The sequence below is a fragment of the Halomonas sp. HG01 genome, assembly GCF_000968715.2.
GTDB lineage: Bacteria > Pseudomonadota > Gammaproteobacteria > Pseudomonadales > Halomonadaceae > Halomonas > Halomonas halophila.
On the sequence record NZ_CP022134.1, the window covers coordinates 1,156,294 to 1,182,071 of the forward strand.

Here is a 25,778-nt window from a genome sequence, read left to right on the forward strand (position 1 = left end):
GCAAGCGTTCCGGTCCTGCGGCAAAGAGGCCTTCCACCCTAGTGTGGGTGTGCCCGCCGTGCAAGCCTTTGCTCAGCAATTAGCATGCCAATGGCAATTGCCATGCCTGTCTGTGCATGGCGACAATATATCAGTGACTTGCGAAGCCAATAGGCTCAGAGTCGGAAGTCCTGGCCCAGGTAGACGTCGCGTACCCGCTGGTTGGCGAGGATGGCCTCGGCGTCGCCTTCGGCGATGATCTGGCCGTCGCCGACGATGTAGGCGCCGTCGCAGATGTCCAGCGTCTCGCGCACGTTGTGGTCGGTGATCAGCACGCCGATCTCGCGGGCCTTGAGCTGGCGGATGATGCCCTTGATGTCGCCTACCGAGATCGGGTCGACGCCGGCGAAGGGCTCGTCGAGCAGGATGAAATCGGGTTCGGTGGCCAGCGCCCGGGCGATCTCGACCCGCCGGCGCTCGCCGCCGGACAGGCTCATGCCCAGGTTGTCGCGGATGTGGGTGATGTGGAACTCCTCCAGCAGTGCCTCCAGGCGCGCCTTGCGGCCGGCACGGTCGAGGTCACGGCGGGTCTCGAGAATGGCCATGATGTTGTCGGCCACCGACAGCTTGCGGAAGATCGAGGCTTCCTGGGGCAGGTAGCCGATGCCGGCCTGGGCGCGTTGGTGCATGGCGGCGCCGGAGAGGTCGCGGTCGTCGATGACGACGCGGCCGGCGTCGGCCCGGACCAGGCCGACGATCATGTAGAAGGAGGTGGTCTTGCCGGCGCCGTTGGGGCCCAGCAGGCCGACGATGCGGCCCTGCTGGATCTCCAGGCTGATGTCGTGAACGACGCGACGGCGCTTGTAGCTCTTGGCGAGGTTCTGGGCACTCAGGGTCTTCATGGGCCGTCCTGCTGTTCCGGCTCCAGGGTCATGCGCACGCGCTGGCGCTCGCCGATGCCCTCGGCGTCGGAGCGGGCCTGCACCACCCGGCGGTCGAGGAAGTATTCGAGGTAGCCGCCGTCGAAGGTGTCGCCGCCCTGGTGCAGCTCGGCCTGGTCGACGAGCTCGATGCGCCGCTCGGCCACGTGGTAGACCACGGTGCGGCCCCAGGCGCGGACCAGGGGTTGATCGGGGGCGGGCTTCTGCTCCAGGTAGGCGCGCTGGCCGGTGGCGGTGGCGGTGGTCAGCTGGCCGGCCTCGTTGCGCTGGATCTCCACGCGGTCGCCGGTCAGCTGCATGCTGCCCTGCTGGATCTGCACGTCGCCCTGATAGACGGCGGTGCCGGCGCGGTCGTCGAGGTCCAGGCGGTCGGCCTCGACCTGGATGGGCGCGCTGGCGTCGCCTTCCAGCGCCAGGGCGGCGGGGGCGGCCAGCGCGGTGGCGAGCAGCGCTGCGCTGAGCAGTGAAGCGAGGGATCGCGTCATGACTCGGGGTCCTCCTGGGGGTCCGGCGGGTGGTGGCCGCGCACATTGTCGGTCAGTCGGGCGCGGTTGTCATCGAGCCAGGCGTCGAAGCGCTCGCCGCGCATCCACTGCGGCGGCTGGCTCAGTCGTGCCGGCGTGTCGCTCCAGGCGTGACCGGCGATGCTGTCGTAGTACAGGCGTTCGGTCTCGAGCCGCCAGCGTTCCTCGGGGGCGGTCAGCACCGCCTGCCCCTCGAGGGTGAGCAGGCGCTGGCCGTCTTCCAGGCGTCCGCGCTCGGCGTCGGCCAGCCATTGCCGGCCTTCGCTGTCGCGAAGCTGGGCGTGGGGCGTGGTCAGCCGGGTGACGTCGTCGATGGGCGTGTGCTCCAGGCGCGGCGTGGTGAGGCGCTGGTGAGGCGCGCCCTGGGCGTCGAATCGCGTCAGGTGCGCGTTCTCCAGGTAGTAGTCGGGCTCTCCCGTCTCGCCCTGGGGCGCGGGGCCCGGCGGTGCCTCGGGGCGCTGGTCGAGCAGCGCCAGGCCGCCGCCCAGGGCGAGCAGCAGCAGGAACAGCCAGGTGCGAAAGCCGGGACGAGGGAGGCGCATGGCGTCAGTCCTGGCCGTTCAGATAGGTGTCGAGCACGGCGTCCAGGCTGTCCTGGGCCTGGAGCAGGGTGTCGCAGATCTCGCGAACCGCGCCATGACCGCCCTCGCGTTCGGTGACCCAGTCGGCGTGCCGACGGATGTAGCTCGGCGCGCCGGGGACGCTGATGCCGACGCCGGCCCGATGGATCGGGGCCAGGTCGGGCAGGTCGTCACCGCAGTAGGCGACCTGGGAGAGGTCGAGTTCGAGGTCTTGGCACAGCTGGCGCAGCGTCGGCAGCTTCTTCTCGATGCCCTGATGCAGATGCCGGATGCCGAGCGCGCTGGCGCGGCGAGTGACCATCGGCGAGTCGCGGCCGGTGATCAGCGCCACCTGGATGCCGGCGCGCTGCACCAGCTTGATGCCGTGACCGTCGAGGGTATGAAAGGCCTTGAGGCTGTCGCCGTCGGCATCGAAGTAGAGGCGGCCGTCGGTCAACACGCCGTCCACGTCCAGGGCCAGCAGGCGCACCTGTCGCAGGCGCTGGACCAGGTCCGGGTTCAGCAGGGGGGCGTCGAAGGGCATGGAATCTCCTTGGGTCAGATGACGCCGCTGGCCAGCAGGTCATGCATGTGTAGCGCGCCCACCGGGCGGCCGTCATCGTCGACCACGGCCAGGGCGGTGATGCGGTTGTCCTCCATCAGCCGCACGGCCTCGGCGGCCAGGGTGTCGGGCGAGGTCCGTTTGCCGGGGGTCGTCATCACCTGATCCACGGTCAGCGACGACAGGTCGCTGAACTGATCCAGGGTGCGGCGCAGGTCGCCGTCGGTGTAGACCCCGGCCAGCCTGCCCTCGGGGTCGATGACGCAGGTGAAGCCCAGGCCCTGACGGGTGATCTCCAGCAGCGCATCGCGCAGCGGGCTGCCCAGCGCGACCTGCGGCAGGCGGGCGCCCTGATGCATCAGGTCCGAGACCTTGAGCAGCAGCCGCTTGCCGAGGCTGCCGCCGGGATGCGAGAGGGCGAAATCCTCGGCGGTGAAGCCGCGGCTCTCGAGCAGCGCCACGGCCAGGGCATCGCCCAGTGCCAGGGCGGCGGTGGTCGAGGAGGTGGGCGCCAGATCCAGCGGGCAGGCCTCGCGCTCGACGCCGGCGTCCAGGTGGGCCTCGGCGTGGCGAGCCAGGGTCGAGCCGGGGCGCCCGGTCATGCTGATCAGCGGGGTGCCGAGGCGCTTGAGCAGCGGCAGCAGGGCGGTGACCTCGGCGGTCTCGCCGGAATTCGACAGCGCCAGCACCACGTCGCCCGGCGTGATCATGCCCAGGTCGCCGTGGCTGGCTTCGCCCGGATGCACGAAGAAGGACGGGGTACCGGTACTGGCCAGGGTGGCGGCGATCTTGCTGCCGATGTGGCCGGACTTGCCCATGCCGGTGACCACCACGCGGCCGCGACAGGCCAGGATCAGCTCGCAGGCGCGCTCGAAGTCGCCGTCCAGGCGCGCGACGAGGGCGCCGATGGCCTGCTGCTCCAGCCGCAGGGTGCGTTCGGCGCTGGCCAGCAGGCCGGTGAGGGAGGAGGTGTCGTCTGTCATGGGAGGATTGTTGCCTGTCGCGGGGTTGGGCTCAAGGGCGGACGGCCGATTCGGCGCCGGCGGGCCACGCAAGAGGGCGCTCATTGAACCCGCTGAGGCCGTGCTGCGCAAGCCGGCACATGACGGCGCTGGCGCCCCGGTCGATGGTTAGGATACGATGTTCGATAATCTATCAGGGAATTCATTGGATGACCGATTCTCCCCTCATCGAGGTGGAGGGCCTGCGCTTCTCTCGCGGAGAGACGGAGATCTTCCGCGGCCTCGACATGGCGGTGCCACGCGGCAAGATCACCGCGATCATGGGACCCAGCGGCACCGGCAAGACCACCCTGCTCAAGCTGATCGGCGGCCAGCTCGCCCCTGACGCCGGTCGGGTGATGATCGGCGGCGAGGACGTGCACGCCCTGTCGCGCAAGGCGCTGTTCCGGATGCGTCGGCGCATGGGCATGCTGTTCCAGAGCGGGGCGCTGTTCTCCGATCTCGACGTGTTCGAGAACGTGGCCTTTCCGCTGCGCGTGCACACCGACCTTCCCGAATCGATGGTCCGCGACCTGGTGCTGATGAAACTTCAGGCGGTGGGCCTGCGCGGCGCCCGAACGCTGATGCCGTCGGAGCTTTCCGGCGGCATGGCGCGGCGCGTGGCGCTGGCCCGGGCGATCGCCCTGGACCCGGACCTGATCCTCTACGACGAGCCCTTCGTCGGCCAGGACCCCATCTCCATGGGCGTGCTGGTGCAGCTGATTCGCCGGCTCAACGATGCCCTGGGGCTGACCGCGGTGGTGGTGTCCCACGATATCAAGGAGACCCTGTCCATCGCCGACTACGTCTACGTGATCGCCGACGGCCAGGTGATGGCCCAGGGCACGCCACAGAGCCTCGACGTGGATCGCGACCCCAGGGTCAGCCAGTTCGTTCACGGCGAGCCGGACGGCCCGGTGCCGTTCCACTATCCCGCCAGGGATTTCCATGAGGACCTGCTGGGCACGGGAGGCGCGAGATGATGGCGATGATTCAACGTCTGGGACGCCTGGGCTTCGGCGTCGCCGAGGGACTCGGCCAGGCGACGCTGCTGCTCGTCCAGTCGGCAGTGGGCGTGCCCTCCGGCGAAGGGATCCGTCTGTGGCTGCGCCAGATGTACTTCGTGGGCGTGCTGTCGCTGGCCATCGTGATGGTGTCGGGGTTGTTCATCGGCATGGTGCTGGGCCTGCAGGGCTACACCATCCTGGTCGACTTCGGCGCCGAGGATGCGCTCGGCCAGATGGTGGCGCTGTCGCTGCTGCGCGAGCTGGCGCCGGTGGTGGCGGCGCTGCTGTTCGCCGGCCGTGCCGGCTCGGCGCTGACCGCCGAGATCGGCCTGATGAAGGCCACCGAGCAGCTCACCAGCATGGAGATGATCGGCGTCGACCCGCTGCGCCGGGTCGTTGCCCCGCGCCTGTGGGCCGGTTTCGTCGCCCTGCCGCTGTTGACCATCGGCTTCGGCGTGATCGGCATCTGGGGCGGCGAGCTGGTCGGCGTGAAGTGGCTGGGCGTCTTCGAGGGCTCCTATTGGGGCAACATGCAGGCCAGCGTCGAATTCGTCGATGACATCCTCAACGGCCTGATCAAGAGCCTGGTGTTCGCCCTGGTGGTGACCTGGATTGCGGTCTATCAGGGCTACGCCCTGGTGCCGACGTCGGAGGGCATCGCCCGCGCCACCACGCGCACCGTGGTCTATGCCTCGCTGGCCGTGCTGGGGCTGGATTTCGTCCTGACCGCCCTGATGTTCGGCGGGCTCGCCTGAGGCGGAAGCATGATGGCGGCTGTCGGCCGCCGCGGATTTGTGGAGACATGGAATGAAGCGCAGCAAGACGATGGAACTCGGAGTCGGCCTGTTCATGCTGGCCGGCATCCTGGGGCTCCTGTTCCTCGCCCTGAGGGTCAGCGGCCTGAGCCTCGCGCCCCCGGGCGACGACTTCCGCCTGGAGGCCAACTTCGCCAACGTCGGCGGTCTCAAGCCGCGTGCCCGGGTCACCATGGCCGGTGTCACGGTGGGGCGGGTCGAGAGCATCGACCTCGACACGGAGTGGTACGACGCGCGGGTGGTGCTGACGCTCGACGACGAGCTGGAAGGGGCGCTGCCCGAGGATACCACCGCCGCGATTCTTACCTCGGGACTGCTCGGCGAGCAGTACGTGGGACTGTCGGTGGGCGGCGCCCCCGAGACGCTGGCGGACGGCGATCGCCTGCGCGATACCCAGTCCGCCCTGGTGCTGGAAGAGCTCATCCAGCAGTTCGTGTCCAACATGGCCAAGGAGTGAACCCGATGAACGCAACGAGCCTTTCCCGGCGCCTGGTCGGCGCCATGACGATCCTGGTGATGTGCCTGATGGCGCTGCCGGCGGTCGCCCAGGCCAACACCCCGGAACAGTTGATCCGCGACAGCATCGACGAGCTGATGGGCGATATCGAGGGGCGTCGGGACTACTACCGCGAGCATCCCGACGAGCTCGAGGTCGTGGTCGACGACAGCCTCGAGCAGGTGGCCGATTTCCGCTATATCGGCGCCAGCGTCATGGGCCGCTATTTCCGCAACGCCACCCCGTCGCAGCGCTCGCGCTTCGTCGACACCTTCCGTCAGACGCTGATCGATACCTATGCCAAGGGACTGGTGACCTTCGATTACCAGGACATCCGCGTGCTCGACAACCAGGATGCCGGCCGCTACGAGGACCAGGCCAGCGTCGAGATGGAAGTGGTGGCCAGTGACGGTACCGTCTACCCGGTGAGCTATTCGCTGCGTCAGGATGACGGCCAGTGGAAGGTGGTCAACGTGATCGTCAACGGCATCAACCTGGGGCTGACCTTCCGCAACCAGTTCGATCAGGCGATGCGCGACCAGAATCGCGACTACGACGCCGTGATCGATGGCTGGGCGCCGGAGCTCGCCGTCGACGAGCTGGAGCAGGGCGAGGCAGGATGAGCGTGCTGCTGGAGAACGGTGCCAATCGCCTCGAGGTCGATGGCGAGGTGCTGTCGGTGTCCGGCGAGGTCGACTTCGACGGGGCCGCGGAGATTGCCGCCGCCGGCCAGCGCTGGCTTGCCAGCCAGAGCGAGGGTAGCCGCGTGGTCTTCGATCTCGGCGGGGTGGGGCGCGTCAGCAGTGCGGCGGTCAGCGTGCTGCTGGAGTGGACGCGCCAGAGTCGGGCCGGTGGCCTCACTCTCGAGGCGGTGCGGCTGTCGCCGCCGCTGGCCCGGCTGACCGAGGTCGCCGGAGTCGATACCCTGCTGCCGGTGGAGGCGAGCGTCGACGCCACCGAAGCGTGAGCGGCACCATGACGGCAAGGGGCCGGGAGCGACGGGCGTCGCCCCGGCCCCTTCGTGTTTCGAGGCTCGTCATGACCAGGCGTATCGTGTCGAGACTCGTCGGCTGGCGCGCATGTCGCCATACGCGCACGTCGCCATACGCGCACGTCGCCAACGGCGTCGCTTTTCATTACCATGGTCGGCCTGTTCGTCCCGTCATCGCATCGCGGTGGCGCTTTCACGGATCAACCATTTTCTAGCGAGGGTTCGATGCTTCCCACTGAGGTCAAGGCGCTGCTCGAGAGCCGGCTCGATGGCTGCGAATTTCATATCCAGGGCGAGGGCTGCGACTTCCAGGTGGTCGCCGTCGGCGAGGTGTTCGAAGGGCTGTCCCGGGTCAAGCGACAGCAGCTGATCTACGGCGCGCTGTCCGACGAGATCGCCTCCGGCGCCCTGCATGCCGTGACCATCAAGACCTACACGCCCGAGCAGTGGCAGGGTGCCGCCGAGAACAAGGGGGCCTGAGGCTCGAGGTGACATGGACAAGCTGATCATTACCGGCAACGGCCCCGTCGATGGCGAGGTCTGGGCCAGCGGTGCCAAGAACGCCGCCCTGCCGATTCTCTGCGCGACCCTGCTGGCCGACGAGCCGGTGACCATCGGGAACCTGCCGCACCTGCAGGACATCACCACCACCCTCGAGCTGCTCGGCCACATGGGCGTGCAGCCGGTGATGGGCGAGCGCATGAGCATCCAGCTCGACGGCGCCCAGGTGACCGACTGTCACGCGCCCTACGAGCTGGTCAAGAAGATGCGCGCCTCGATCCTGGTGCTCGGACCGCTGCTGGCCCACTTCGGCCAGGCCGACGTGTCGCTGCCCGGCGGTTGCGCCATCGGCTCCCGGCCGGTCGATCTGCATATCCGCGGCCTCGAGGCCATGGGCGCCGACATCCGCGTCGAGGGTGGCTACATCCGCGCGCGGGTCGACGGTCGCCTCAAGGGGGCGACCATCTTCTTCGACACCGTCACCGTCACCGGCACCGAGAACCTGCTGATGGCCGCGGTGCTGGCCGAGGGCACCACGGTGCTCGAGAACGCCGCCCGCGAGCCGGAGGTCACCGACCTGGCCGAATGCCTGATCAAGATGGGCGCGAACATTCGCGGCCACGGCACCGACACCATCGTCGTCGAGGGCGTCGAGCGGCTGCACGGCGCCGAGCACGACGTGATGCCGGACCGCATCGAGACCGGCACCTTCCTGGTCGCCGCGGCGCTGTCGCGGGGCAGGGTGAAGGTGCGCAACACCCGCGCCGACATCCTCGAGGCGGTGCTGGCCAAGCTCGAGGAGGCCGGTGCCACCGTGACCACCGGCGAGGGCTGGATCGCGCTGGACATGCACGGCAAGCGGCCCAGGGCGGTCAACGTGCGCACCGCGCCCTATCCGGCCTTTCCCACCGACATGCAGGCCCAGTTCGTGGCCCTGAACGCGGTGGCCGAAGGCACCGCCCGGGTGGTCGAGACCATCTTCGAGAACCGCTTCATGCACGTCCAGGAGCTCAACCGCATGGGCGCGAGCATCGCGCTCGAGGGCAATACCGCGGTGATCACCGGCGTCGAGAGCCTGTCCGGTGCGCCGGTCATGGCCACCGACCTGCGCGCCTCGGCGTCGCTGGTGATCGCGGCGATGATGGCCGAGGGCGAGACGCTGGTCGACCGCATCTACCACATCGATCGTGGCTACGAGTGCATCGAGGAAAAACTGCAGCTGCTGGGCGCCAAGATCCGGCGCATTCCGGGCTGAGCCGACAACAGGCGAGACCATGAGCAAGCAACTGATTCTGGCCCTGTCCAAGGGCCGCATTCTCGACGAGACCCTGCCGCTGCTGGCCGAGGCCGGCATCACGCCCGCCGAGGACCTGGGGGCCAGCCGCAAGCTCTTGTTCGACACCAACCTGCCGGACGTCAAGCTGGTGGTGATCCGCGCCACCGACGTGCCCACCTACGTCCAGCTCGGCGCCGCCGACGTGGGCGTGGCGGGCAAGGACGTGCTGCTCGAGCACGGGGCCGAGGGCCTCTACGAGCCTCTGGACCTCGAGATCGCCGGCTGCAAGCTGATGACCGCGGGGGTCAGCGGTGCCGAGCCGTCCCACGCCCGGCGTCGGGTGGCCACCAAGTTCGTCAACGTGGCCAAGCGCTACTACGCCGAGCAGGGCATCCAGGCCGAGGTGATCAAGCTCTACGGCGCCATGGAGCTGGCGCCGCTGATGAACCTGGCCGACGAGATCGTCGACATCGTCGATACCGGCAACACCCTGCGGGCCAACGGCATGGAGCCGCGCGAGCTGATCGCGCCGATCTCCACCCGTCTGGTGGTCAACAAGGCGGCCATGACCATGAAGCACGACCGCCTCAAGCCGCTGATCGCCCGCCTGCGCGAGGCGGTCGAGCGGCGCAGCGCCGAGGCGCCGGCCTGAGCGGCCGGTCATCCCTGAGAGGAGAGCAATCGTCATGAGTGAAGTGTCCGCCGGCCGCCTCGAGATCGCGCGTCTGTCCACCGCCGACGCCGACTTCGAGACACGCCTCGATGCCCTGCTGGCCTGGGAAGGCGTGTCCGATGACGAGGTCCAGCGCCGCGTCGCCGACATCCTCGAGGCCGTGAAGACCCGCGGTGATGCTGCCGTGGTCGAGACCAGCAACCGCTTCGATCGCCTCTCGGCGTCGAGCATGGCCGATCTGACCCTGGGGCCGGATCGCCTGCGCCAGGCCTTCGATGGCCTGCCCGAGGCGCAGCGCGAGGCGCTGGCCACCGCCGCCGACCGGGTGCGCCGCTACCACGAGCACCAGAAGCCCGAATCCTGGCAGTACACCGAAGATGACGGCACGGTGCTCGGCCAGCAGGTCATGCCGCTGGACCGCGCCGGCATCTACGTGCCCGGCGGCAAGGCCGCCTATCCGTCCTCGGTGCTGATGAACGCGCTGCCGGCTCACGTGGCCGGCGTCGGCGAGATCGTCATGGTGGTGCCGACCCCGGATGGCGTGCTCAACGAGCTGGTGCTGGCCGCCGCCCACCTGGCGGGCGTCGATCATGTCTTCACCATCGGCGGCGCTCAGGCCGTGGCCGCGCTGGCCTACGGCACCGAGACGGTGCCGCGGGTCGACAAGATCGTCGGCCCCGGCAACATCTACGTGGCCACCGCCAAGCGAGCGGTGTTCGGCCAGGTCGGCATCGACATGATCGCCGGTCCCTCGGAGATCCTGGCGGTCTCCGATGGCGGCACCGACGCCGACTGGCTGGCCATGGACCTGTTCTCCCAGGCCGAGCACGACGAGGACGCCCAGTCGATCCTGGTCAGCTGGGACGGCGATCACCTGGAGGCAGTCGGCGAGGCCATGGCCCGGCTGCTGCCGACCATGGAGCGCGAGGCGATCATTCGCACCTCGCTGGCCGAGCGCGGCGCGCTGATCCACTGCCGCGACCGCGACGAGGCGGTGGCGCTGATCAACCGTATCGCCCCGGAGCACCTGGAGCTGTCGGTGGAAGCCCCGCAGGACTGGCTGCCCGAGGTGCGCCACGCCGGCGCCATCTTCATGGGTCGCTACACCGCCGAGGCGCTGGGCGACTACTGTGCCGGCCCCAACCACGTGCTGCCGACCTCCGGCACGGCGCGCTTCTCCTCGCCGCTGGGCGTCTACGACTTCCAGAAGCGTTCCTCGCTGATCGGCTGCTCCGCCGAGGGCGCCTCGACCCTGGGCCGCACGGCCTCGGTGCTGGCCCGCGGCGAGTCGCTGACCGCCCATGCCCGCAGCGCCGAGTACCGCATCCGCGACTGAGGGCCCTTCGGGCCTTGCCAGGCAACAACGACCGCGGCCCCGTCAGCGACGGGGCCGCGGTCGTTTCGGCGGAAGGGTGTCGCTCAGGGCGAGTCGGGCTTCTCGAGGGACAGCGGGCGCGACGGCGTGGGACGCTCGGCGACCTCGAGGGTGATCTCCAGGGGCTCGCCGCCGCGCACCACCGTCACCGGCAGATCGGTGCCGGGGGCGATGTCGGCGATGTCGCTCATGGTCTGTCGCGGATCGAGAATCGGGTTGCCATCCACCTTGAGCAGCACGTCGCCGGGCTGCAGGCCGGCATCATCCGCCGGGCCGTCGGGCACCACGCCGGCGATGATCACGCCGGTGGGTGCCGCCAGGCCGAAGGAGGCGGCCAGCTCCGGGTTGAGCTCCTGGGCCTCGACGCCCAGCCAGCCGCGCACCACCCGGCCCTGGGTGACGATCTGCTCGAGGATGCTGCGTGCCAGGTTGGCGGGGATGGCGAAGCCGATGCCCTGGGAGCCGCCGGAGCGCGAGAAGATGGCGGTGTTGATGCCGACCAGTGCGCCGTCCGGATTGATCAGGGCGCCGCCGGAGTTGCCCGGGTTGATGGCGGCATCGGTCTGGATGAAGTCCTCGTAGGCGTTGAGCCCCAGGTGGCTGCGGCCGGTGGCGCTGACGATACCCATGGTCACGGTCTGGCCGACGCCGAAGGGATTGCCGATGGCCAGCGCCACGTCGCCGATCGCCGCCTGGTCCGAGTCGGACAGCTCGATGACCGGCAGGTCGTCGAGGTCGATGCGCAGCACCGCCAGGTCGCTCTCGGGGTCGGTGCCGATGACCTCGGCCAGGGTCTCGCGGCCGTCGCGCAGTGCCACCTGGATCTGGTCGGCGCCGCGGATCACGTGGTGGTTGGTCAGCACATAGCCGTCGGCGCTGACGATCACCCCCGAGCCCAGGCTCGACAGCATGCGCTGGCGGCGCGGAGCGTCATCGCCGAAGAACTGGCGGAAGAAGGGATCGGACATCAGCGGATGACTGTCGCGCTCCACCACCCGCGAGGAATAGACGTTGACCACCGCCGGGGCGGCCTGTGCCACGGCGCTTGCGTAGCTGGCCGGGCCTTCGCCGCGTTCCATGGGCGGGGCTTCGCGCAGGCTGGGGGCCGGCCGCTCGACCTCGTCGGCGGTCTGCAGCGGGGGCGGCGAGGTGGCGACGGGCGGCGTGGCCTGGCGACCCACCAGTCGCGGGAAGGCGTTGAGCAGCACGATGGCCAGCAGCAGGCCGATCAGGATGGGCCAGACATAGGGGAGGGCGCGTCGCATGCGGCGGGCTTCCTTCTGGTGCGTGGTCGCAGGGTGGCGGGGCGGCGGTTTAGAATGGCTCGAATTGTAACATTGCATGCGTGAACCGTCCGGAGGCTTCATGACGACATCCACGGAACTGGTGGCGGCCTGCGATCGGCTGCTGTCACCGGCGCGATTCAAGGACTACACCCTCAACGGCCTGCAGGTCGAAGGCCGCGAGCGGGTCGCTCGGGTGATGAGCGGCGTCACCGCCTGCCAGGCACTGCTCGACCAGGCGGTGGCCTGGGACGCCGATCTGCTGCTGGTGCACCATGGCTATTTCTGGAAGAACGAGCCGGTGGCGGTCACCGGCATGAAGCGTCGCCGGCTGGCGACCCTGCTGGCTCATGACATCGGCCTGCTGGCCTATCACCTGCCGCTGGACGCCCATGCCGAGCTTGGCAACAACGCCCGCTTGGGCGAGCGGCTGGGCTTCGTGGCGGAAGGCTGCGCCGACGGCGAGCTCGGCGAGGGGCTGATCTGGCGGGGGCGGCCTTCCGTGCCGATGAGCGCGGCGGCGCTGGCCGAGCATGTCGGTGAGCGGCTGGGTCGCGAGCCGCTGCTGGTCGAGGCGCCCGGCGGCGGCGAGGTCCGGCGCGTGGCCTGGTGCACCGGTGGGGCCCAGGACATGATCGCCGAGGCCGCGGCGGCCGGGGCCGATGCCTTCATCTCCGGCGAGATCTCGGAGCGCACCACGCACCTGGCGCGGGAGCTGGGCATCCACTACCTGGCGGCGGGGCATCACGCCACCGAGCGCTACGGCGTCCAGGCATTGGGCGAACGCCTCGCCGCGGAGTTCGGCATCGAGCATCGCTTCGTGGATATCGACAACCCCGCCTGACGGCGGCGGGGCGTGGACGCGAAGACGCCGCCCATGGAGCTCGAGCCATGGGCGGCGTCTTCGTGTTCGTGGCGGGTTCCCGGATCGGGCGCCGGGAGGGCCTCAGTAGCGGGGTGGCTGGGGCGCGTCGGCGTCGTTCTGCTTGAGGCCGAAGTCCTCCGAGAGGGTGCCGCGGTTGCCATCGGCGTAGTCGCGGGGGGCGGCGACATCGTCGTCGCTTTCGACCTCGGGCGTCGTGGGCGTGGCGGCGGCCAGGTCGGCGCGCTGCGGGGCTTCGGCCCCCAGCCGGCTGCTGGCCTCGCTCACTTCCTGGTTCAGCGCGGCGGCGAGGCTGCCGAGACGCTCGACGTGATCGCCGACGCCGTCGCGAAGTTCGGCCAGCTGGCGGTCGCGTTCGGCGAGGCGCTGGCGCAACATCTGCACGTTGCGTGCGCCCGCATTCATCAGGTGGTAGCCCATCACGCCGAGGCCGATCCCGGCCAGCAGGCAAGCGGCGCCCAGCATCCAGTTGATATTGCTTAATTCCACATCGTTCTCCTGAGCGGTCTCTCGGCTCGGCATCGGCGGCCGGCTCCAGCGCCGGGCGGGCCGGCGGCCCATTATAGGGCCGAGGCAGATGCCGGGGTCAACGGCCGGCCGGCGATGCCAAGCGACGCCCCGGTGGGTATAATGCCCCTCTTTCACCGGATGCCGAGGACCGTCGCCCCCATGTCCATGAGCGAGCGTCACAGGATGCCGACCGCCGCCGAGCCGAACACCCCGATGGGCCGCTATCGTGCCGATCTCGAGCGCGCCGATTTCGCCTTCGATCCCGCCCAGGAACAGGCCGTGACGCACCTGCAGCGCCTGTTTGACGACCTGCTGGCCAAGCCGCGCGAGTATGCTCGGCCGGCGTCGGCGGGCAAGGGGCTGAAGTCGCGGATGGCCGGGCTGTTCGGCCGCCGCGGCGAGCCCGAGGCGCCGGCGCTGCCGGAGGTGACCGGGCTCTATTTCTGGGGCGGTGTCGGGCGGGGCAAGACCTACCTGGTGGACACCTTCTTCGAGGCGCTGCCCTTTCCCGAGAAGATGCGCACCCACTTTCACCGTTTCATGCAGCGGGTGCACAACGAACTCGAGCACTACAAGGGCGAGAAGAACCCGCTGACCCTCGTGGCCGACAAGTTCGCCGCCGAGGCGCGGGTGATCTGCTTCGACGAGTTCTTCGTCAAGGACATCACCGACGCCATGATCCTGGCCAACCTGCTCGAGGCGCTGTTCGCCCGCGGGGTGGTGCTGGTGGCGACCTCCAACATCGTGCCGGCCGACCTCTACAAGGATGGCCTGCAGCGCGCGCGCTTCCTGCCGGCGATTGACCTGCTGGAGCGTCACTGCGAGGTGGTCAACGTCGACTCCGGCATCGACTACCGACTGCGCGCCCTGGAACGCGCCGAGATCTTTCATTCGCCGCTGGACGAGGCCGCCGAGGCCGAGCTGTCACGCAGCTTCCGCGAGATCGCCGGCCACGAGGGCGAGGACGGGGCGCCGATCGAGATCAATCATCGGGTGCTGCACAGCCGGCGGCTGCATGACGACGTGGTGTGGTTCGCGTTCGACGAGCTCTGCGACGGCCCGCGCAGTCAGAACGACTACATCGAGCTGGCTCGCGAGTACCACACCGTGCTGGTCTCCAGCGTGCCGTGCATGGACGGCGCCAGCGACGACCAGGCCCGGCGCTTCATCAACATGGTCGACGAGTTCTACGACCGCGGCGTCAAGCTGCTGATGTCCGCCGAAGCGCCGGCCGAGCGGCTCTATCGCGACGGCAAGCTGGAGTTCGAGTTCGAGCGGACCCTCTCGCGCCTCCAGGAGATGCAGTCGAGGGAGTATCTGGCCCTGCCGCACAAGCCCTAGCCGGTGCACGAAAGTCGCTGCGCTCGGCTATACGGCGTTAAAAATCAGCTCGTGCGCGAGCCCGGTCAAAGTCCTCATTTACGGCCAGTAAACTCGCACGCGAGCCCGGTCCGCCTTCTCGCTGATTTTTGCCTTGTCTAACCTTCGCTCGCTGACTTTTCGACTTTTCAGATGTTGGCTTGAGCGTTTTTGTGCAAGGGATTCCTGCCTTGGGGCGGAAAGCATTGTCCTGATGGAGTAGGGCGTGTAGAATTCGCGCGCTTGACCGTTGTCGTCCGCGGACGGCAACCAAGAAAAATAGGGATGGTCCGAACCGCCGAGCCGGGGCAGGACCCAATACATCGATTTGGTGATTCACCCATGAAGACGTTCACTGCCAAGCCGCAGTCCGTCCAGCGCGACTGGTACGTCGTCGACGCTGCGGACAAGACTCTGGGCCGTCTGGCCACCGAGATCGCTCGCCGCCTGCGTGGCAAGCACAAGCCGGAATACACCCCGCACGTTGACACTGGCGACTACATCGTCGTGATCAACGCCGAGAAGGTGCATGTCACCGGCAACAAGGCGAGCGCCAAGAACTACTATCGTCACACCGGTTACCCGGGTGGCCTGCGCTCCATGAACTTCGAGAAGATGATCGCTCACGCACCGGAGCGCGTCATCGAGTCCGCGGTCAAGGGCATGCTCCCGAAAGGCCCGCTGGGTCGTGCCATGTACTCCAAGCTCAAGGTCTACGCCGGCACCGAGCATCCGCACGCCGCGCAGCAGCCGCAAGAACTGAACATCTGAGGGAGCTTTCGCCATGACACAGCAGTATTACGGTACCGGTCGCCGCAAGACCTCTACCGCCCGCGTCTTCCTGAAGCCGGGCACTGGCAAGATCACCGTCAACAACCGTGATCTGGACGAGTTCTTCGGCCGTGTCACCGGTCGCATGGTCGTCCGTCAGCCGCTCGAGCTGACCGAGACCCTCGGCCAGTTCGACGTCTACGTGACCGTCAAGGGCGGCGGTGGCAGCGCCCAGGCCGGCGCCATTCGTCACGGCCTCACTCGCGCCCTGATGCAGTACAACGAAGACTTCCGCAAGCCGCTGCGTGAAGCCGGTTACGTCACCCGTGACGCCCGTGAAGTCGAGCGTAAGAAGATCGGTCTGCGCAAGGCCCGTCGTCGTCCGCAGTTCTCCAAGCGCTGATCTGCGACGAGCCTCGTCAAGAACGCCCGGGTCCTCAGGACCCGGGCGTTTTTTTTGTGCGAGGTCAAGAGATTGGCGTCTTGCCGCTGCCGGTCGGCCGCGGCGTGTTGTGAAGGGTGGCCCCTTTACCTACCATGGTTAGCATTCCTCACCCCCTGTGGTCGCGGCTCTGGTGGCTCGCGCAGCAATGGCGGGCAAATCGCTGATGGGAGAATACCAACAATGGCAGACAGCGGCGTGAACAAGGGGCGACGCCGTTTCCTCGTGGGCGCTACCTCCGTCGTGGGTGCGGCGGGCGCGGTCGGGGTCGCGGTTCCCTTTTTGTCCTCCTGGCAACCGAGTGCCCGGGCGCGTGCCGCCGGTGCGCCGGTCAAGGCGGATATCTCCAAGCTCGAGCCCGGTCAGCGCATGACCGTCGAATGGCGTGGGCGCCCGGTGTGGGTGCTCTACCGGACGCCCGAAATGATCGAGCGCACCGAGGCGCTCGGCGGTGATCTGCTGGCCGACCCCGGCTCCGAGGAGCCCCAGCAACCCGGCTATGCCGATGGCACGATGCGGTCCATTCGCCCCGAGATCGGGGTGCTGGTCGGTATCTGCACCCATCTGGGCTGCTCGCCGCTGTTCAAGCCGGACCCCGGGGCCGACGATGTCGGCGTCGCCGACTGGCCGGGCGGTTTCTTCTGCCCCTGTCACGGGTCGCGCTTCGATCTGGCGGGTCGCGTATTCGCCAACGTGCCGGCACCGCTGAATCTGGAGGTGCCCCCGTATCGCTTCGAGAGTGACGACGTCATCGTCGTCGGTGAGGATGAGGAGACGGCCTGATGGCGAACCCCGATAAGCCCAAGGCGGAGCGCGGCGTCATGCGCTGGGTCGACGATCGCTTTCCCGCCACTCAGATGTGGCAGGAGCACCTGTCGAAGTACTACGCGCCGAAGAACTTCAACTTCTGGTACTTCTTCGGCTCGCTGGCGCTGCTGGTGCTGGTCAACCAGATCCTCACCGGCGTCTGGTTGACCATGAGCTTCAATCCTTCCGCCGAGGGCGCCTTTGCCTCGGTGGAATACATCATGCGCGACGTGGAGTGGGGCTGGCTGATTCGCTACATGCACTCCACCGGCGCCTCGGCGTTCTTCGTCGTGGTCTACCTGCACATGTTCCGCGGCCTGCTCTACGGCTCATACAAGGCGCCCCGGGAGCTGGTGTGGATCTTCGGCATGGCGATCTACCTGGCGTTGATGGCCGAGGCCTTCATGGGCTACCTGTTGCCCTGGGGGCAGATGTCCTACTGGGGCGCCCAGGTGATCATCTCGCTGTTCTCGGCCATTCCTGCCATCGGGCCGGACCTGGCCCAGTGGGTACGCGGCGACTACCTGATCTCCGGCATCACCCTGAACCGCTTCTTCGCCCTGCATGTGGTGGCGCTGCCGATCGTGATCCTGGCGCTGGTGGTGCTGCACATCATCGCCCTGCACGAGGTCGGCTCGAACAATCCCGACGGCATCGACATCAAGGCCAAGAAGGACGAGAGCGGCAAGCCGCTGGACGGGATTCCCTTCCATCCCTACTACACGGTCAAGGACATCGTCGGCGTGGCGGTCTTCCTGTTCGTGTTCTGTGCGGTGATCTTCTACTTCCCGGAAGGCGGCGGGTACTTCCTCGAGAAGCCGAACTTCGAGCCGGCGAATCCGTTGAAGACGCCGGATCACATCGCGCCGGTGTGGTACTTCACGCCCTTCTACGCAATCCTGCGCGCGATCAATTTCTCGCTGTTCGGCCTCGACGCCAAGTTCCTCGGCGTGGTGTGCATGGGCGCGGCCATCGCGGTGCTGTTCGTGCTGCCCTGGCTGGACCGCAGCCCGGTGCGTTCGATTCGCTACAAGGGCTGGATCTCGAAGCTGATGCTGGCGCTGTTCGCGGTGAGCTTCATCGTGCTTGGGGTGCTCGGGGTGCTGCCGCCGACCGCTGCGCGCACGGCGCTGGCCCAGCTGTGTACCGTGCTCTACTTCGCCTTCTTCCTGCTGATGCCGTTCTACAGCCGCTGGGAGAAGACCAAACCCGTTCCGGAAAGGGTGACTGGCTGATGAAAAAGGGACTGCTGGCTCTGATCCTGGCCCTGCTTCCGATGCTCGGTTTCGCCGCCGGAGGTGGCGCCCATCTGCAGGAGATGACCCCCGACCTGCACGATCGAGCATCGCTGCAGCGTGGCATGAAGCTGTTCGTCAACTACTGCATGGGGTGTCACTCCCTGCAGTATCAGCGCTTCTCCCGCGCGGCGGAGGATCTGGGCATGCCTCAGGGGCTGGTGGAGGACAACCTGATCTTCGCCGAGTCGGTGGGCTTCAACGACCAGATGCACAATGCGATGTCGGCGGAGGACGGCGAGGACTGGTTCGGCGCGGCGCCGCCGGATCTGACCCTGGAGGCGCGGCTGCGCGGCACCGACTGGATCTACTCCTATCTGCTCGGCTTCTATCGCGATCCGTCACGGCCCACCGGCGTCAACAACCAGGTCTTTCCGCTGGTGGCGATGCCCAACGTGCTCGAGCCGCTGCAGGGCGTGCAGGAGAAGGTCTGCGCCGCCAGCGAGCATCCCGTCGAGGGGGCCGAGCTTGATCCGCTGACCGGCAAGTATCAGTCCTGTGAGGTGCTGCAGGTGACCCAGCCCGGCGCCATGGAGCCCGGCGAGTTCGAGGAGGTGGTCTATGACCTGACCAACTTCCTGGCCTATGTCGGCGAGCCGTCGCGGCTCAAGGCCGAGGCGCTGGCGCCCAAGGTGCTGATCTTCATCTTCGTCTTCGGCATCATTGCCTACCTGCTCAAGCGCGAGTACTGGCGCGACATTCACTGACGAATCCGGCCGCGCGGGCGCATGGCTTCGGCCATGCGCCCGCGTCGTGTGCCGTGGCGATAGCGGGACGCCACACGACGCCCCGAGATGGGGTGCGTCGTGTTATCATCCCGCCACGAACTGATGCGAGGATTGTTTCATGGGTGTAGTGGCCAAGCGGTCGTCGATGATCTTCTATTCCGGGGGCGATGATCATTACAGTCATCGGGTACGTATCGTGCTCGCCGAGAAAGGGGTGGCGGTGGATATCGTCGAGGTCACCGAGGAGAGCCACCCCGAGGAGCTCGCCGATCTCAACCCCTACAACAGCGTGCCCACGCTGCTTGACCGGGACCTGGTGCTCTACGAGTCCAAGGTGATGATGGAGTACCTCGACGAGCGGTTCCCGCATCCGCCGCTGCTGCCGGTCTATCCGGTCGCCCGGGCCCAGAGCCGGCTGTGGATGCATCGCATCGAGCGCGAGTGGTGCCCGCTGGTCGAGCAGATCCAGAACGGCACCAAGAAGGAAGCCGAGAAGGCGCGCAAGGAGTTGCGCGAGAGCCTGGTCGGCATCTCGCCGATCTTCGAGGACATGCCGTTCTTCATGAGCGAGGAGTTCACCCTGGTGGACTGCTGCCTGGCACCGATCCTGTGGCGTCTGCCGGCGCTCGGCATCGAGATGCCGGAGAAGCAGATCAAGCCGCTGATGGGCTACATGGAGCGCGTCTTCGATCGCGACGGCTTCCGGGCCTCGCTGAGCGAAGCCGAGCGCGAGATGCGTCCCTGATCGTTCTTTCACGCCCCGGCGTCGCGCCGGGGCCGCTTTTCTGGAGGGCCAATCGATGCAATCGAGTCGTCCCTATATCGCGCGGGCCCTGTACGAGTGGCTGCTGGACAACGAGCTGACGCCCTACATCGTGGTCGATGCCGAGCAGGCGGGCGTCGAGGTGCCGCGCCAGTTCGTGCAGAACGGCCAGATCGTGCTCAACCTCGGCGTCAGCGCGATCCGCGACCTGTCGATGACCAACGAGGCCATCGCCTTCTCGGCACGCTTCGGCGGCAAGCCGACCCAGATCATGGTGCCGATCGAGGCGCTGATCGCGATCTATGCCCGCGAGAACGGCGTCGGCATGGTGTTCGGTCATGAGCCGGTTATGCCGGCCGATGATGCCAATGACGTGGCCGAGGAGGCGTCGGAGGACGAGGCGCCGGGGCTGTCCAGCGTCGACAGCGACGATGGCGATGCCGGCGGCGAGCCGGAGCAGGCGCCGAAGAAGGGGCGTCCCTCGCTGCGCGTGGTCAAGTAGCGCGTCGTTCCCGCCGCCATGCGCGGAACCTGACAGAAGAACGGCAGGCCCTCGGGCCTGCCGTTCTTCGTTCCGTGCCGCCGGATGGCGGGGCGCGAGGGCGTCAGTCGAGGTAGTCGAAGACCTTGACGATGCGCTGCATGCCGCCGACGTTGCGGACCGCGGCGACGATGCGCTCGGCCTCCTGGCGGCGCACGATGCCCATCAGGAAGACGCTGTCGTTCTCGGTGACGATGCGCAGCTTGCTGGAGTCGATGGCCTCGTTGGCGACCAGCGCGGTGCGGATGCGGGTCTTGAGCCAGGTGTCGGTGAGACGCTGGCTGGTCGGCAGGTTGGCGGCCACGCTCAGCTGGTTGTGGACGCGGCGCACGTTGCGCACCTCGCCGGCGATGCGCTCGGCCATGTTCTTGAGTTCCTGGCTCGGTACCTGGCCGGTGAGCAGCACCACGCCGTTGTAGCTGTCGACGTTGATGCGGGCGTCGCCAAGGCGGGCGTCGGTGGTGCCGAGGTTGTGGGCGACCTTGGTCTCGATGCTGTCGTCCTCGACCTTGGTGCCGACGGTACGCTCGCTGTAGTTCTCGTTGATGGGGCCGGAGGTGGTGGCCGCGGTCATGGTGGTGCAGCCGGACAGGGCCAGCAGCAGGGCCAGGGAAAGGCCCAGGAGGCGGGACTTGTCGATCATGGGCATCACTCGCTTGCGCCGAAGAGTTGTTCGTCGATGAGGTCGCACAGGCAGTGGATCACCAGCAGGTGAACCTCCTGGATGCGGGCGGTCGAGGTGGCCGGCACGCGGATCTCGCAGTCGTCCTGGCCGAGCAGCGAGGCCATGTTGCCGCCGTCGCGGCCGGTCAGGGCGACCACGGTCATCTCGCGGTCGTGGGCGGCCTGGATGGCCTGCACCACGTTGCCGGAATTGCCGCTGGTGGAAATCGCCAGCAGCACGTCGCCGGGCTGGCCCAGGGCACGAATCTGCTTGGAATACACCTCGTTGTAGCTGTAGTCGTTGGCGATCGAGGTCAGCGTCGAGGTGTCGGTGGTCAGCGCTAGGGCCGGCAGGCTGGGGCGCTCGCGCTCGAAGCGGTTGAGCAGCTCGGACGAGAAGTGTTGGCTGTCGCCGGCGCTGCCGCCGTTGCCACAGGCCAGGATCTTCCCTTCGTTGACCAGGGCCTGGACCATCATCTGGCTGGCGACCTCGATGAAGGGCGGCAGCACCTCGCTGGCGTAGGTCTTGGTGTCGATGCTGGCGTTGAAGTGTCCGAGAATGCGGTTCTGGAAATCCATCGTGGCTTCCTGGTCCTTGGGCGATCAGAACGCTTCGAAGGCGTTTCGGACCCAGGTGAAATCGAGGTCCGGCGGCGTGCCGGTGGCGGCCAGCACATCGAAGCGGCAGGCACATGATAGCCGGTTGCGTTGCAGATAAAAACGCGCCGCCTGGATCAGGCGGCGCTGCTTGGTGGCGTTGACGGTCTCGAGCGGATGGCCGTGGCGGGTGTCGCGGCGGTGGCGAACCTCGACGAATACCAGCACATCGCCGTCGCGCATCACCAGGTCGATCTCGCCGCCCCGGGCGTGTTGGTTGGCGGCCACGAGGGCGAGGCCGCGGGCCGCCAGCCAGTCCGCGGCGAGGCGCTCGATGCGAGCGCCGCGGGCGCGGGCGTCAGCGGGATGCGTCATCGGTGAAGTGGCTCATGTCCAGCGCCGGCTGGGGCACGCCGTCCTCGAAGCGGGCCCAGGGCAGCTCGCGGTGGATGCGGCCGTCCTGGTCGGCGCTCAGGGTGCCGGTGGCGCCGAACAGCTCGCTGCCGGGGATGGCCTGGAACTGGGGCAGACGCCGGGCCAGCTCGTAGGCGTCCACGCCCATGGCCATCAGGCGGAACATGTTGGGGTCGGACTCCTCGCGCAGCTGGCGATAGCTGTCGAGGAAGGGCAGGGCCTCTTCGCCGCCCACGGCGGCGTCGGGAATCTGCCAGGGGATGTCGAGGAACATCACGCCATTCAGGTCCTTGTCCAGGCGCGGCTGCGGGCGCCCCTCGTAGAGGTGCGAAGTGGCGTAGACCGACAGCTCCTGCTTGTAGGCGTAGTAGTCGATGGTCGGTGGCACCTGGCGAGCGTAGTCGGGCAGGGCCAGCAGGAACAGCATGTCGGGGCGGCTCGAGCCCAGCGCGCGGCGCGTGCTCTCGGTGGCCGGCCGGCCGGGGTTGTAGCGTACGGCGTTGGCGATCCGGCCGTCGCGATCGCGCCAGGCGTCGGCGAACGCCTCGCCGACCCGGCGTCCCCAGGCGTTGTCCGGTACCAGCAGCGAGGCGCTGCGATGGCCGTCCTGGCGGCCGCGAGCCGCCACCGAGCGAGCCTCGTCCTCGGCCGAGAGGCCGTACTGGAAGAGCCCTTCGGCGCTGTTGCGCTCGTCCTCGCCGTAGTTGAGGGCCAGCGTCGGCATCGGCACCCGGTCGCGGCGCTCCAGGGCGGTGACGGCATCCTTGTCCAGCGGCCCGATGACCACCTGGGCGCCGCGCTGACGGGCCTCCTGATAGAGGGCGTCGAAGTTGCCGCCGGAGGAATCGATGAAGGTCAGCTGGATGCCGCGGCCGCCGCCGTTCACCTCGTTCATGTGGTGGGCGCGCAGGCCTTCCTCGAGGGCGTCGGCGACCCCGGCCAGCGGGCCGGATTCGGGCAGGAAGACGGCGATGTGGCGCACGTCCTGGCCGCGCAGGTCGCGCAGCGCCAGGATGTCGGCGGGCAGCTGCCGGGCTGCGGGATGATCCGGATAGCGACCGCGCCAGTCGTCGAGGCGGGCGAACAGGCGTTCGATGTCGCCGCCGCTGGTGCGCACCAGCTCGGCGAGATCGAGCCAGGCCCGGGTCGGGTCGCTGGCGCCGTCACGCAGCTCGTCGATGGCGCCGGGCGTCAGGCGCGAGAGCTGCTCCCAGATCGGGTCGTTGAGATCGATGCGACCGGTATCGGCCTGCAGGCGAAGCAGCGTCTGGGCGGCGGCGCGGGTCTCGCCGATCTGGCCGAGGGCGCGGGCCTGGCGTTCGCGCAGCAGCGCGGCCTGGTCGCGAGGCAGCTGCAGCTCGTCGAGCTGCTGGGCGGCCTGGATCACCGCGGAGGGGTCTCCCTCGGTCTCGCCGAGGTCGGACAGCAGCATCGCCCAGCGTCCGCGATCCTCGGGGGGCAGCCGGCTGTCGTCGATGTCCTTGACGATTTCCAGCGCCTGGGGGCGGCTGCCCTGGCGTGCTAGGATATCGGCCGCCCGAAGCCGCGACTTGGCGGCCTGTTCGGGGGCCTGCTGTTCGGCCTGGGCCAGCAGCTGGTTCGGATCGCCGACGGGCTGCCGTTCGGTGATGCCGGGCTGGAAGGCACAGCCGGCCAGCCACATTGCCACGAAGGCGGCGGCCAGCGGGCCGCGAGACGAAATCTTCATGAATCCTTCCTTGTCCTCACGTGCGGAGAGCTTCCCGGGAGCCGAAATGACAGACGCCATTACAGGGGTATTGTACGTGGTCGCCACGCCGATTGGGAATCTGGACGACCTTGCCCCCCGCGCCGCACGGCTGCTGGGCGAGGTCGAGCTGGTGGCCGCCGAGGATACCCGGCACACCTCGCGCCTGCTGCGCCACCTGGGCGTGGCGCCGCCGCTGCTGTCGCTGCACGAGCACAACGAGGCCGCTCGGGTCGAGCAGATCGACGCCCGGCTGGCCGCCGGGGAGGCCGTGGCGCTGGTCAGCGATGCCGGCACGCCCCTGATCAGCGATCCCGGCTTCGTGCTGGTGCGCGAGCTGCGCGCCCGCGGGCGCCGCATCGTACCGGTACCCGGCGCGTGCGCCCTGGTGGCGGCGCTCTCGGCGGCGGGCCTGCCCACCGATCGTTTCCTGTTCCAGGGCTTCCTGCCGGCCAAGGGCGGCACCCGGCGAGGACGGCTCGAGGCGCTGGCCGAGCGCGAGGAGACCCTGGTGTTCTACGAGTCTCCGCATCGCATCCGTGACACTCTGGCCGATCTCGGTACGGTGCTCGGCGAGCGTCAGGTGGTGCTCGCCCGTGAGCTGACCAAGACCTTCGAGACCTTTCTCGAGGGCGCCCCCGAGGCCCTGCTGGCGCGGATGGCGGACGACCCTGACCAGGCCCGCGGCGAGTTCGTGGTGATGGTGGCCGGCGCCGCGCCGAAGTCGGCCGACGAGGCCGCCAGCGTCGATGCCGATGCGCTGCTTTCCGCCATGCTCGCCGAGGGCGTGGGGGTCAAGCAGGCCGCGGCAGTGACCGCCCGGACCCTGGGAGGCGCCAAGAAACAGTGGTACGCCAGGGCGCAGGCGCTCAAGGACGGGGATTGAGGGGGTGGCGGGGCGCTGGTATGCTTGCCGCGGGAGTTGGCCAGACAGCCGCCGCCGGAGCGATCCGGGGGAGGAAAGTCCGGGCTCCACAGGGCAGAGTGCCAGGTAACGCCTGGGCGGCGCGAGCCGACGGAAAGTGCAGCAGAGAGCAGACCGCCTACGTCTCCTTCGGGAGGCCGGTAAGGGTGAAAGGGTGCGGTAAGAGCGCACCGCGCGCCTGGTAACAGTGCGTGGCACGGTAAACCCCACTCGGAGCAAGACCAAATAGGAACCCGTTGGCGTGGCCCGCGTTGGGTTCGGGTAGGTTGCTTGAGGGCGACGGTGACGTCGCCCCTAGAGGAATGGCTGTCCCCGACAGAACCCGGCTTATCGGCCGACTCCCCACGAATTCTTTGCGCGCCGCCGTCCGGCGGCGCCCCGCCATTTGCAAGACCAGCCGCCAAGAGAAGCGCATGACGTCATCCGCCCCCGAACACGCCCCCCGCGGCTTTCGCCATGCCAGCGTGCTGCTCGACGGGGCGGTCGACGCCCTGATTCATGATCCGGCGGGCCATTACCTGGACGGCACCTTCGGCCGCGGCGGCCACTCCCGGGCGATCCTCGAGCGGCTCGCTCCCGAGGGACGGCTGCTGGCCATCGACCGCGATCCCCAGGCCATCGCCGAGGCGGCGAGCATCGACGACGAGCGCTTCGCCATCGACCAGGGCGAGTTCGCCCGCCTGGGCGAGTTCGCCGAGGCGCGCGGCCTGCACGGCCGGCTGTCCGGCGTGCTGCTCGACGTCGGCGTCTCCTCGCCCCAGCTCGACGATCCGGAGCGGGGCTTCAGTTTCCTGCGTGACGGCCCGCTCGACATGCGCATGGACCCGACCCGTGGCGAGAGCGCCGCGGACTGGCTGGCCCATGCCGCCGAGGGCGAGATCGCCCGGGTGTTCAAGACCTACGGCGAGGAGCGCTTCGCCCGTCGGCTGGCCAAGGCGATCGTGGCCCGCCGCGTCGAGACGCCCTTCACCCGCACCGGCGACCTGGCCGAGGTGATCAAGGTCGCCCATCCCGCCTGGGAGAAGGGCAAGCACCCGGCCACCCGCGCCTTCCAGGCGCTGCGCATCCAGGTCAACGGCGAGCTCGACCAGCTCGATGCCGCCCTCGAGGCCGCCCTCGAGACGCTGGCCCCCGGCGGGCACCTGGTGGTGATCAGCTTCCATTCTCTGGAGGATCGCCGGGTCAAGCGCTTCATCCGGGATCACGTGCGCGGCGACACTCATCTGCCCAAGGGCATCCCGCTGCGCGACGACCAGATTCAGCGGCGCCTGGAGTCCGTCGGCAAGGCGCGCCGTCCGGGGCCGGAGGAAGTCGAGACCAACCCCCGCGCCCGCAGTGCGGTGATGCGCGTGGCGCGCAAGCGATACTGA

31 protein-coding genes and 1 other RNA gene are annotated in these 25,778 nt (G+C 68.4%); 21 read left to right on the forward strand and 11 right to left on the reverse strand.

All coding sequences use genetic code 11. From position 1 onward, the window contains the following. Positions 1 to 155 precede the first annotated feature (155 nt). The 5 genes from lptB to UN84_RS05390 are packed head-to-tail and all read right to left on the reverse strand — an operon-like array spanning position 156 to position 3,549. Positions 156 to 881 (reverse strand): LPS export ABC transporter ATP-binding protein, encoded by a 726-nt coding sequence (gene lptB, locus UN84_RS05370; protein ID WP_046079775.1) that lies wholly within the window; start codon positions 879 to 881, stop codon positions 156 to 158. After that, on the reverse strand, positions 878 to 1,405 hold the full coding sequence (lptA, locus tag UN84_RS05375) for a lipopolysaccharide transport periplasmic protein LptA (protein ID WP_035592396.1): 528 nt from the start codon (positions 1,403 to 1,405) through the stop codon (positions 878 to 880). Before lptA ends, lptB begins: the two co-directional genes overlap by 4 nt. After that, positions 1,402 to 1,986, reverse strand: coding sequence for an LPS export ABC transporter periplasmic protein LptC (lptC, locus tag UN84_RS05380; protein ID WP_046079774.1), 585 nt, complete (start codon positions 1,984 to 1,986; stop codon positions 1,402 to 1,404). Before lptC ends, lptA begins: the two co-directional genes overlap by 4 nt. Before the next feature lie 4 nt (positions 1,987 to 1,990). Further along, on the reverse strand, positions 1,991 to 2,548 hold the full coding sequence (locus tag UN84_RS05385) for a KdsC family phosphatase (RefSeq protein ID WP_046079773.1): 558 nt from the start codon (positions 2,546 to 2,548) through the stop codon (positions 1,991 to 1,993). A 14-nt stretch (positions 2,549 to 2,562) separates the two neighbouring features. Then, the gene (locus tag UN84_RS05390) at positions 2,563 to 3,549 is read right to left on the reverse strand and encodes a KpsF/GutQ family sugar-phosphate isomerase (protein WP_035592405.1); all 987 of its coding nucleotides are present in this window, start codon (positions 3,547 to 3,549) and stop codon (positions 2,563 to 2,565) included. A gap of 188 nt (positions 3,550 to 3,737) precedes the next feature. On the opposite strand from UN84_RS05390, the gene UN84_RS05395 reads away from it, so the two are divergent. From UN84_RS05395 to hisD, 9 genes are all read left to right on the forward strand, one after another. Then, positions 3,738 to 4,550 carry an ATP-binding cassette domain-containing protein gene (locus tag UN84_RS05395; RefSeq protein ID WP_046079772.1) on the forward strand — a complete coding sequence of 271 codons (813 nt, stop codon included), beginning with the start codon at positions 3,738 to 3,740 and terminating at the stop codon, positions 4,548 to 4,550. Further along, complete coding sequence (gene mlaE / locus UN84_RS05400; protein WP_035592411.1) at positions 4,547 to 5,329, forward strand: lipid asymmetry maintenance ABC transporter permease subunit MlaE; 783 nt, start codon at positions 4,547 to 4,549, stop codon at positions 5,327 to 5,329. Before UN84_RS05395 ends, mlaE begins: the two co-directional genes overlap by 4 nt. Positions 5,330 to 5,381: 52 nt before the next feature. Beyond that, positions 5,382 to 5,846, forward strand: a complete 465-nt coding sequence (mlaD, locus tag UN84_RS05405) for an outer membrane lipid asymmetry maintenance protein MlaD (RefSeq protein ID WP_035592413.1) — start codon at positions 5,382 to 5,384, stop codon at positions 5,844 to 5,846. Between the two features lie 5 nt (positions 5,847 to 5,851). Next, a complete protein-coding gene (locus UN84_RS05410; protein WP_046079771.1) occupies positions 5,852 to 6,508 on the forward strand; it encodes an MlaC/ttg2D family ABC transporter substrate-binding protein in 657 nt (218 codons plus the stop codon). After that, on the forward strand, positions 6,505 to 6,852 hold the full coding sequence (locus tag UN84_RS05415; protein WP_046079770.1) for an STAS domain-containing protein: 348 nt from the start codon (positions 6,505 to 6,507) through the stop codon (positions 6,850 to 6,852). The genes UN84_RS05410 and UN84_RS05415 overlap by 4 nt, the downstream gene beginning before the upstream one ends. A 249-nt stretch (positions 6,853 to 7,101) precedes the next feature. Further along, complete coding sequence (locus UN84_RS05420; protein WP_016854417.1) at positions 7,102 to 7,356, forward strand: BolA family protein; 255 nt, start codon at positions 7,102 to 7,104, stop codon at positions 7,354 to 7,356. Positions 7,357 to 7,369: 13 nt separating this feature from the next. Then, positions 7,370 to 8,632 carry a UDP-N-acetylglucosamine 1-carboxyvinyltransferase gene (murA, locus tag UN84_RS05425; RefSeq protein WP_046079769.1) on the forward strand — a complete coding sequence of 421 codons (1,263 nt, stop codon included), beginning with the start codon at positions 7,370 to 7,372 and terminating at the stop codon, positions 8,630 to 8,632. 19 nt (positions 8,633 to 8,651) lie between these two features. Beyond that, a complete protein-coding gene (gene hisG, locus UN84_RS05430) occupies positions 8,652 to 9,305 on the forward strand; it encodes an ATP phosphoribosyltransferase (RefSeq protein ID WP_035592422.1) in 654 nt (217 codons plus the stop codon). Positions 9,306 to 9,339: 34 nt separating this feature from the next. Beyond that, positions 9,340 to 10,662 carry a histidinol dehydrogenase gene (gene hisD / locus UN84_RS05435; RefSeq protein WP_046079768.1) on the forward strand — a complete coding sequence of 441 codons (1,323 nt, stop codon included), beginning with the start codon at positions 9,340 to 9,342 and terminating at the stop codon, positions 10,660 to 10,662. A gap of 83 nt (positions 10,663 to 10,745) precedes the next feature. On the opposite strand, the gene UN84_RS05440 is transcribed toward hisD, so the two are convergent. Further along, positions 10,746 to 11,966, reverse strand: coding sequence for a S1C family serine protease (locus tag UN84_RS05440; protein ID WP_046079767.1), 1,221 nt, complete (start codon positions 11,964 to 11,966; stop codon positions 10,746 to 10,748). Between the two features lie 100 nt (positions 11,967 to 12,066). Here UN84_RS05440 and UN84_RS05445 point away from each other — a divergent pair, with 100 nt between their 5' ends. Next, entirely contained in the window at positions 12,067 to 12,828 is a 762-nt protein-coding gene (locus UN84_RS05445; protein ID WP_035592426.1) for a Nif3-like dinuclear metal center hexameric protein, read from the forward strand. 102 nt (positions 12,829 to 12,930) lie between these two features. Here the strand turns inward: UN84_RS05445 and UN84_RS05450 are convergent, their stop codons facing one another. Further along, the gene (locus UN84_RS05450) at positions 12,931 to 13,356 is read right to left on the reverse strand and encodes a YhcB family protein (protein WP_161796815.1); all 426 of its coding nucleotides are present in this window, start codon (positions 13,354 to 13,356) and stop codon (positions 12,931 to 12,933) included. Positions 13,357 to 13,536: 180 nt separating this feature from the next. Between UN84_RS05450 and zapE the strand changes: the two genes are divergently transcribed. The 8 genes from zapE (at position 13,537) to UN84_RS05490 (ending at position 20,044) form a co-directional block, all read left to right on the forward strand. Next, on the forward strand, positions 13,537 to 14,718 hold the full coding sequence (gene zapE, locus UN84_RS05455) for a cell division protein ZapE (protein WP_046079765.1): 1,182 nt from the start codon (positions 13,537 to 13,539) through the stop codon (positions 14,716 to 14,718). A gap of 360 nt (positions 14,719 to 15,078) precedes the next feature. Then, positions 15,079 to 15,507, forward strand: coding sequence for a 50S ribosomal protein L13 (rplM, locus tag UN84_RS05460; protein WP_016854409.1), 429 nt, complete (start codon positions 15,079 to 15,081; stop codon positions 15,505 to 15,507). Positions 15,508 to 15,520: 13 nt separating this feature from the next. Continuing rightward, positions 15,521 to 15,910, forward strand: coding sequence for a 30S ribosomal protein S9 (gene rpsI / locus UN84_RS05465; protein ID WP_035592430.1), 390 nt, complete (start codon positions 15,521 to 15,523; stop codon positions 15,908 to 15,910). A 222-nt stretch (positions 15,911 to 16,132) separates the two neighbouring features. Then, on the forward strand, positions 16,133 to 16,732 hold the full coding sequence (petA, locus tag UN84_RS05470; RefSeq protein WP_046079764.1) for a ubiquinol-cytochrome c reductase iron-sulfur subunit: 600 nt from the start codon (positions 16,133 to 16,135) through the stop codon (positions 16,730 to 16,732). Next, complete coding sequence (locus UN84_RS05475) at positions 16,732 to 17,991, forward strand: cytochrome b (RefSeq protein WP_035592434.1); 1,260 nt, start codon at positions 16,732 to 16,734, stop codon at positions 17,989 to 17,991. Before petA ends, UN84_RS05475 begins: the two co-directional genes overlap by 1 nt. Further along, positions 17,991 to 18,758 (forward strand): cytochrome c1, encoded by a 768-nt coding sequence (locus UN84_RS05480; protein ID WP_046079763.1) that lies wholly within the window; start codon positions 17,991 to 17,993, stop codon positions 18,756 to 18,758. Before UN84_RS05475 ends, UN84_RS05480 begins: the two co-directional genes overlap by 1 nt. A 139-nt stretch (positions 18,759 to 18,897) precedes the next feature. Then, positions 18,898 to 19,524 carry a stringent starvation protein SspA gene (gene sspA / locus UN84_RS05485; protein WP_035592439.1) on the forward strand — a complete coding sequence of 209 codons (627 nt, stop codon included), beginning with the start codon at positions 18,898 to 18,900 and terminating at the stop codon, positions 19,522 to 19,524. 55 nt (positions 19,525 to 19,579) lie between these two features. Beyond that, on the forward strand, positions 19,580 to 20,044 hold the full coding sequence (locus tag UN84_RS05490) for a ClpXP protease specificity-enhancing factor (protein ID WP_046079762.1): 465 nt from the start codon (positions 19,580 to 19,582) through the stop codon (positions 20,042 to 20,044). A gap of 103 nt (positions 20,045 to 20,147) precedes the next feature. On the opposite strand, the gene UN84_RS05495 is transcribed toward UN84_RS05490, so the two are convergent. From UN84_RS05495 to UN84_RS05510, 4 genes are read right to left on the reverse strand one after another with little or no spacing between them, the layout of a single operon-like run. Then, entirely contained in the window at positions 20,148 to 20,726 is a 579-nt protein-coding gene (locus UN84_RS05495; protein WP_035592448.1) for a BON domain-containing protein, read from the reverse strand. 5 nt (positions 20,727 to 20,731) lie between these two features. Then, a complete protein-coding gene (locus UN84_RS05500; protein ID WP_016854401.1) occupies positions 20,732 to 21,325 on the reverse strand; it encodes a phosphoheptose isomerase in 594 nt (197 codons plus the stop codon). Between the two features lie 24 nt (positions 21,326 to 21,349). Beyond that, the gene (locus tag UN84_RS05505; protein ID WP_046079760.1) at positions 21,350 to 21,718 is read right to left on the reverse strand and encodes a YraN family protein; all 369 of its coding nucleotides are present in this window, start codon (positions 21,716 to 21,718) and stop codon (positions 21,350 to 21,352) included. After that, entirely contained in the window at positions 21,702 to 23,465 is a 1,764-nt protein-coding gene (locus tag UN84_RS05510) for a penicillin-binding protein activator (protein WP_107182409.1), read from the reverse strand. Before UN84_RS05510 ends, UN84_RS05505 begins: the two co-directional genes overlap by 17 nt. Positions 23,466 to 23,511: 46 nt before the next feature. Here UN84_RS05510 and rsmI point away from each other — a divergent pair, with 46 nt between their 5' ends. From rsmI to rsmH, 3 genes are all read left to right on the forward strand, one after another. Then, positions 23,512 to 24,369 carry a 16S rRNA (cytidine(1402)-2'-O)-methyltransferase gene (gene rsmI / locus UN84_RS05515; RefSeq protein WP_046079757.1) on the forward strand — a complete coding sequence of 286 codons (858 nt, stop codon included), beginning with the start codon at positions 23,512 to 23,514 and terminating at the stop codon, positions 24,367 to 24,369. A gap of 32 nt (positions 24,370 to 24,401) precedes the next feature. Continuing rightward, positions 24,402 to 24,754: RNase P RNA component class A (gene rnpB, locus UN84_RS05520), an RNA gene on the forward strand. A 67-nt stretch (positions 24,755 to 24,821) separates the two neighbouring features. Further along, positions 24,822 to 25,778 carry a 16S rRNA (cytosine(1402)-N(4))-methyltransferase RsmH gene (gene rsmH / locus UN84_RS05525; RefSeq protein WP_046079756.1) on the forward strand — a complete coding sequence of 319 codons (957 nt, stop codon included), beginning with the start codon at positions 24,822 to 24,824 and terminating at the stop codon, positions 25,776 to 25,778.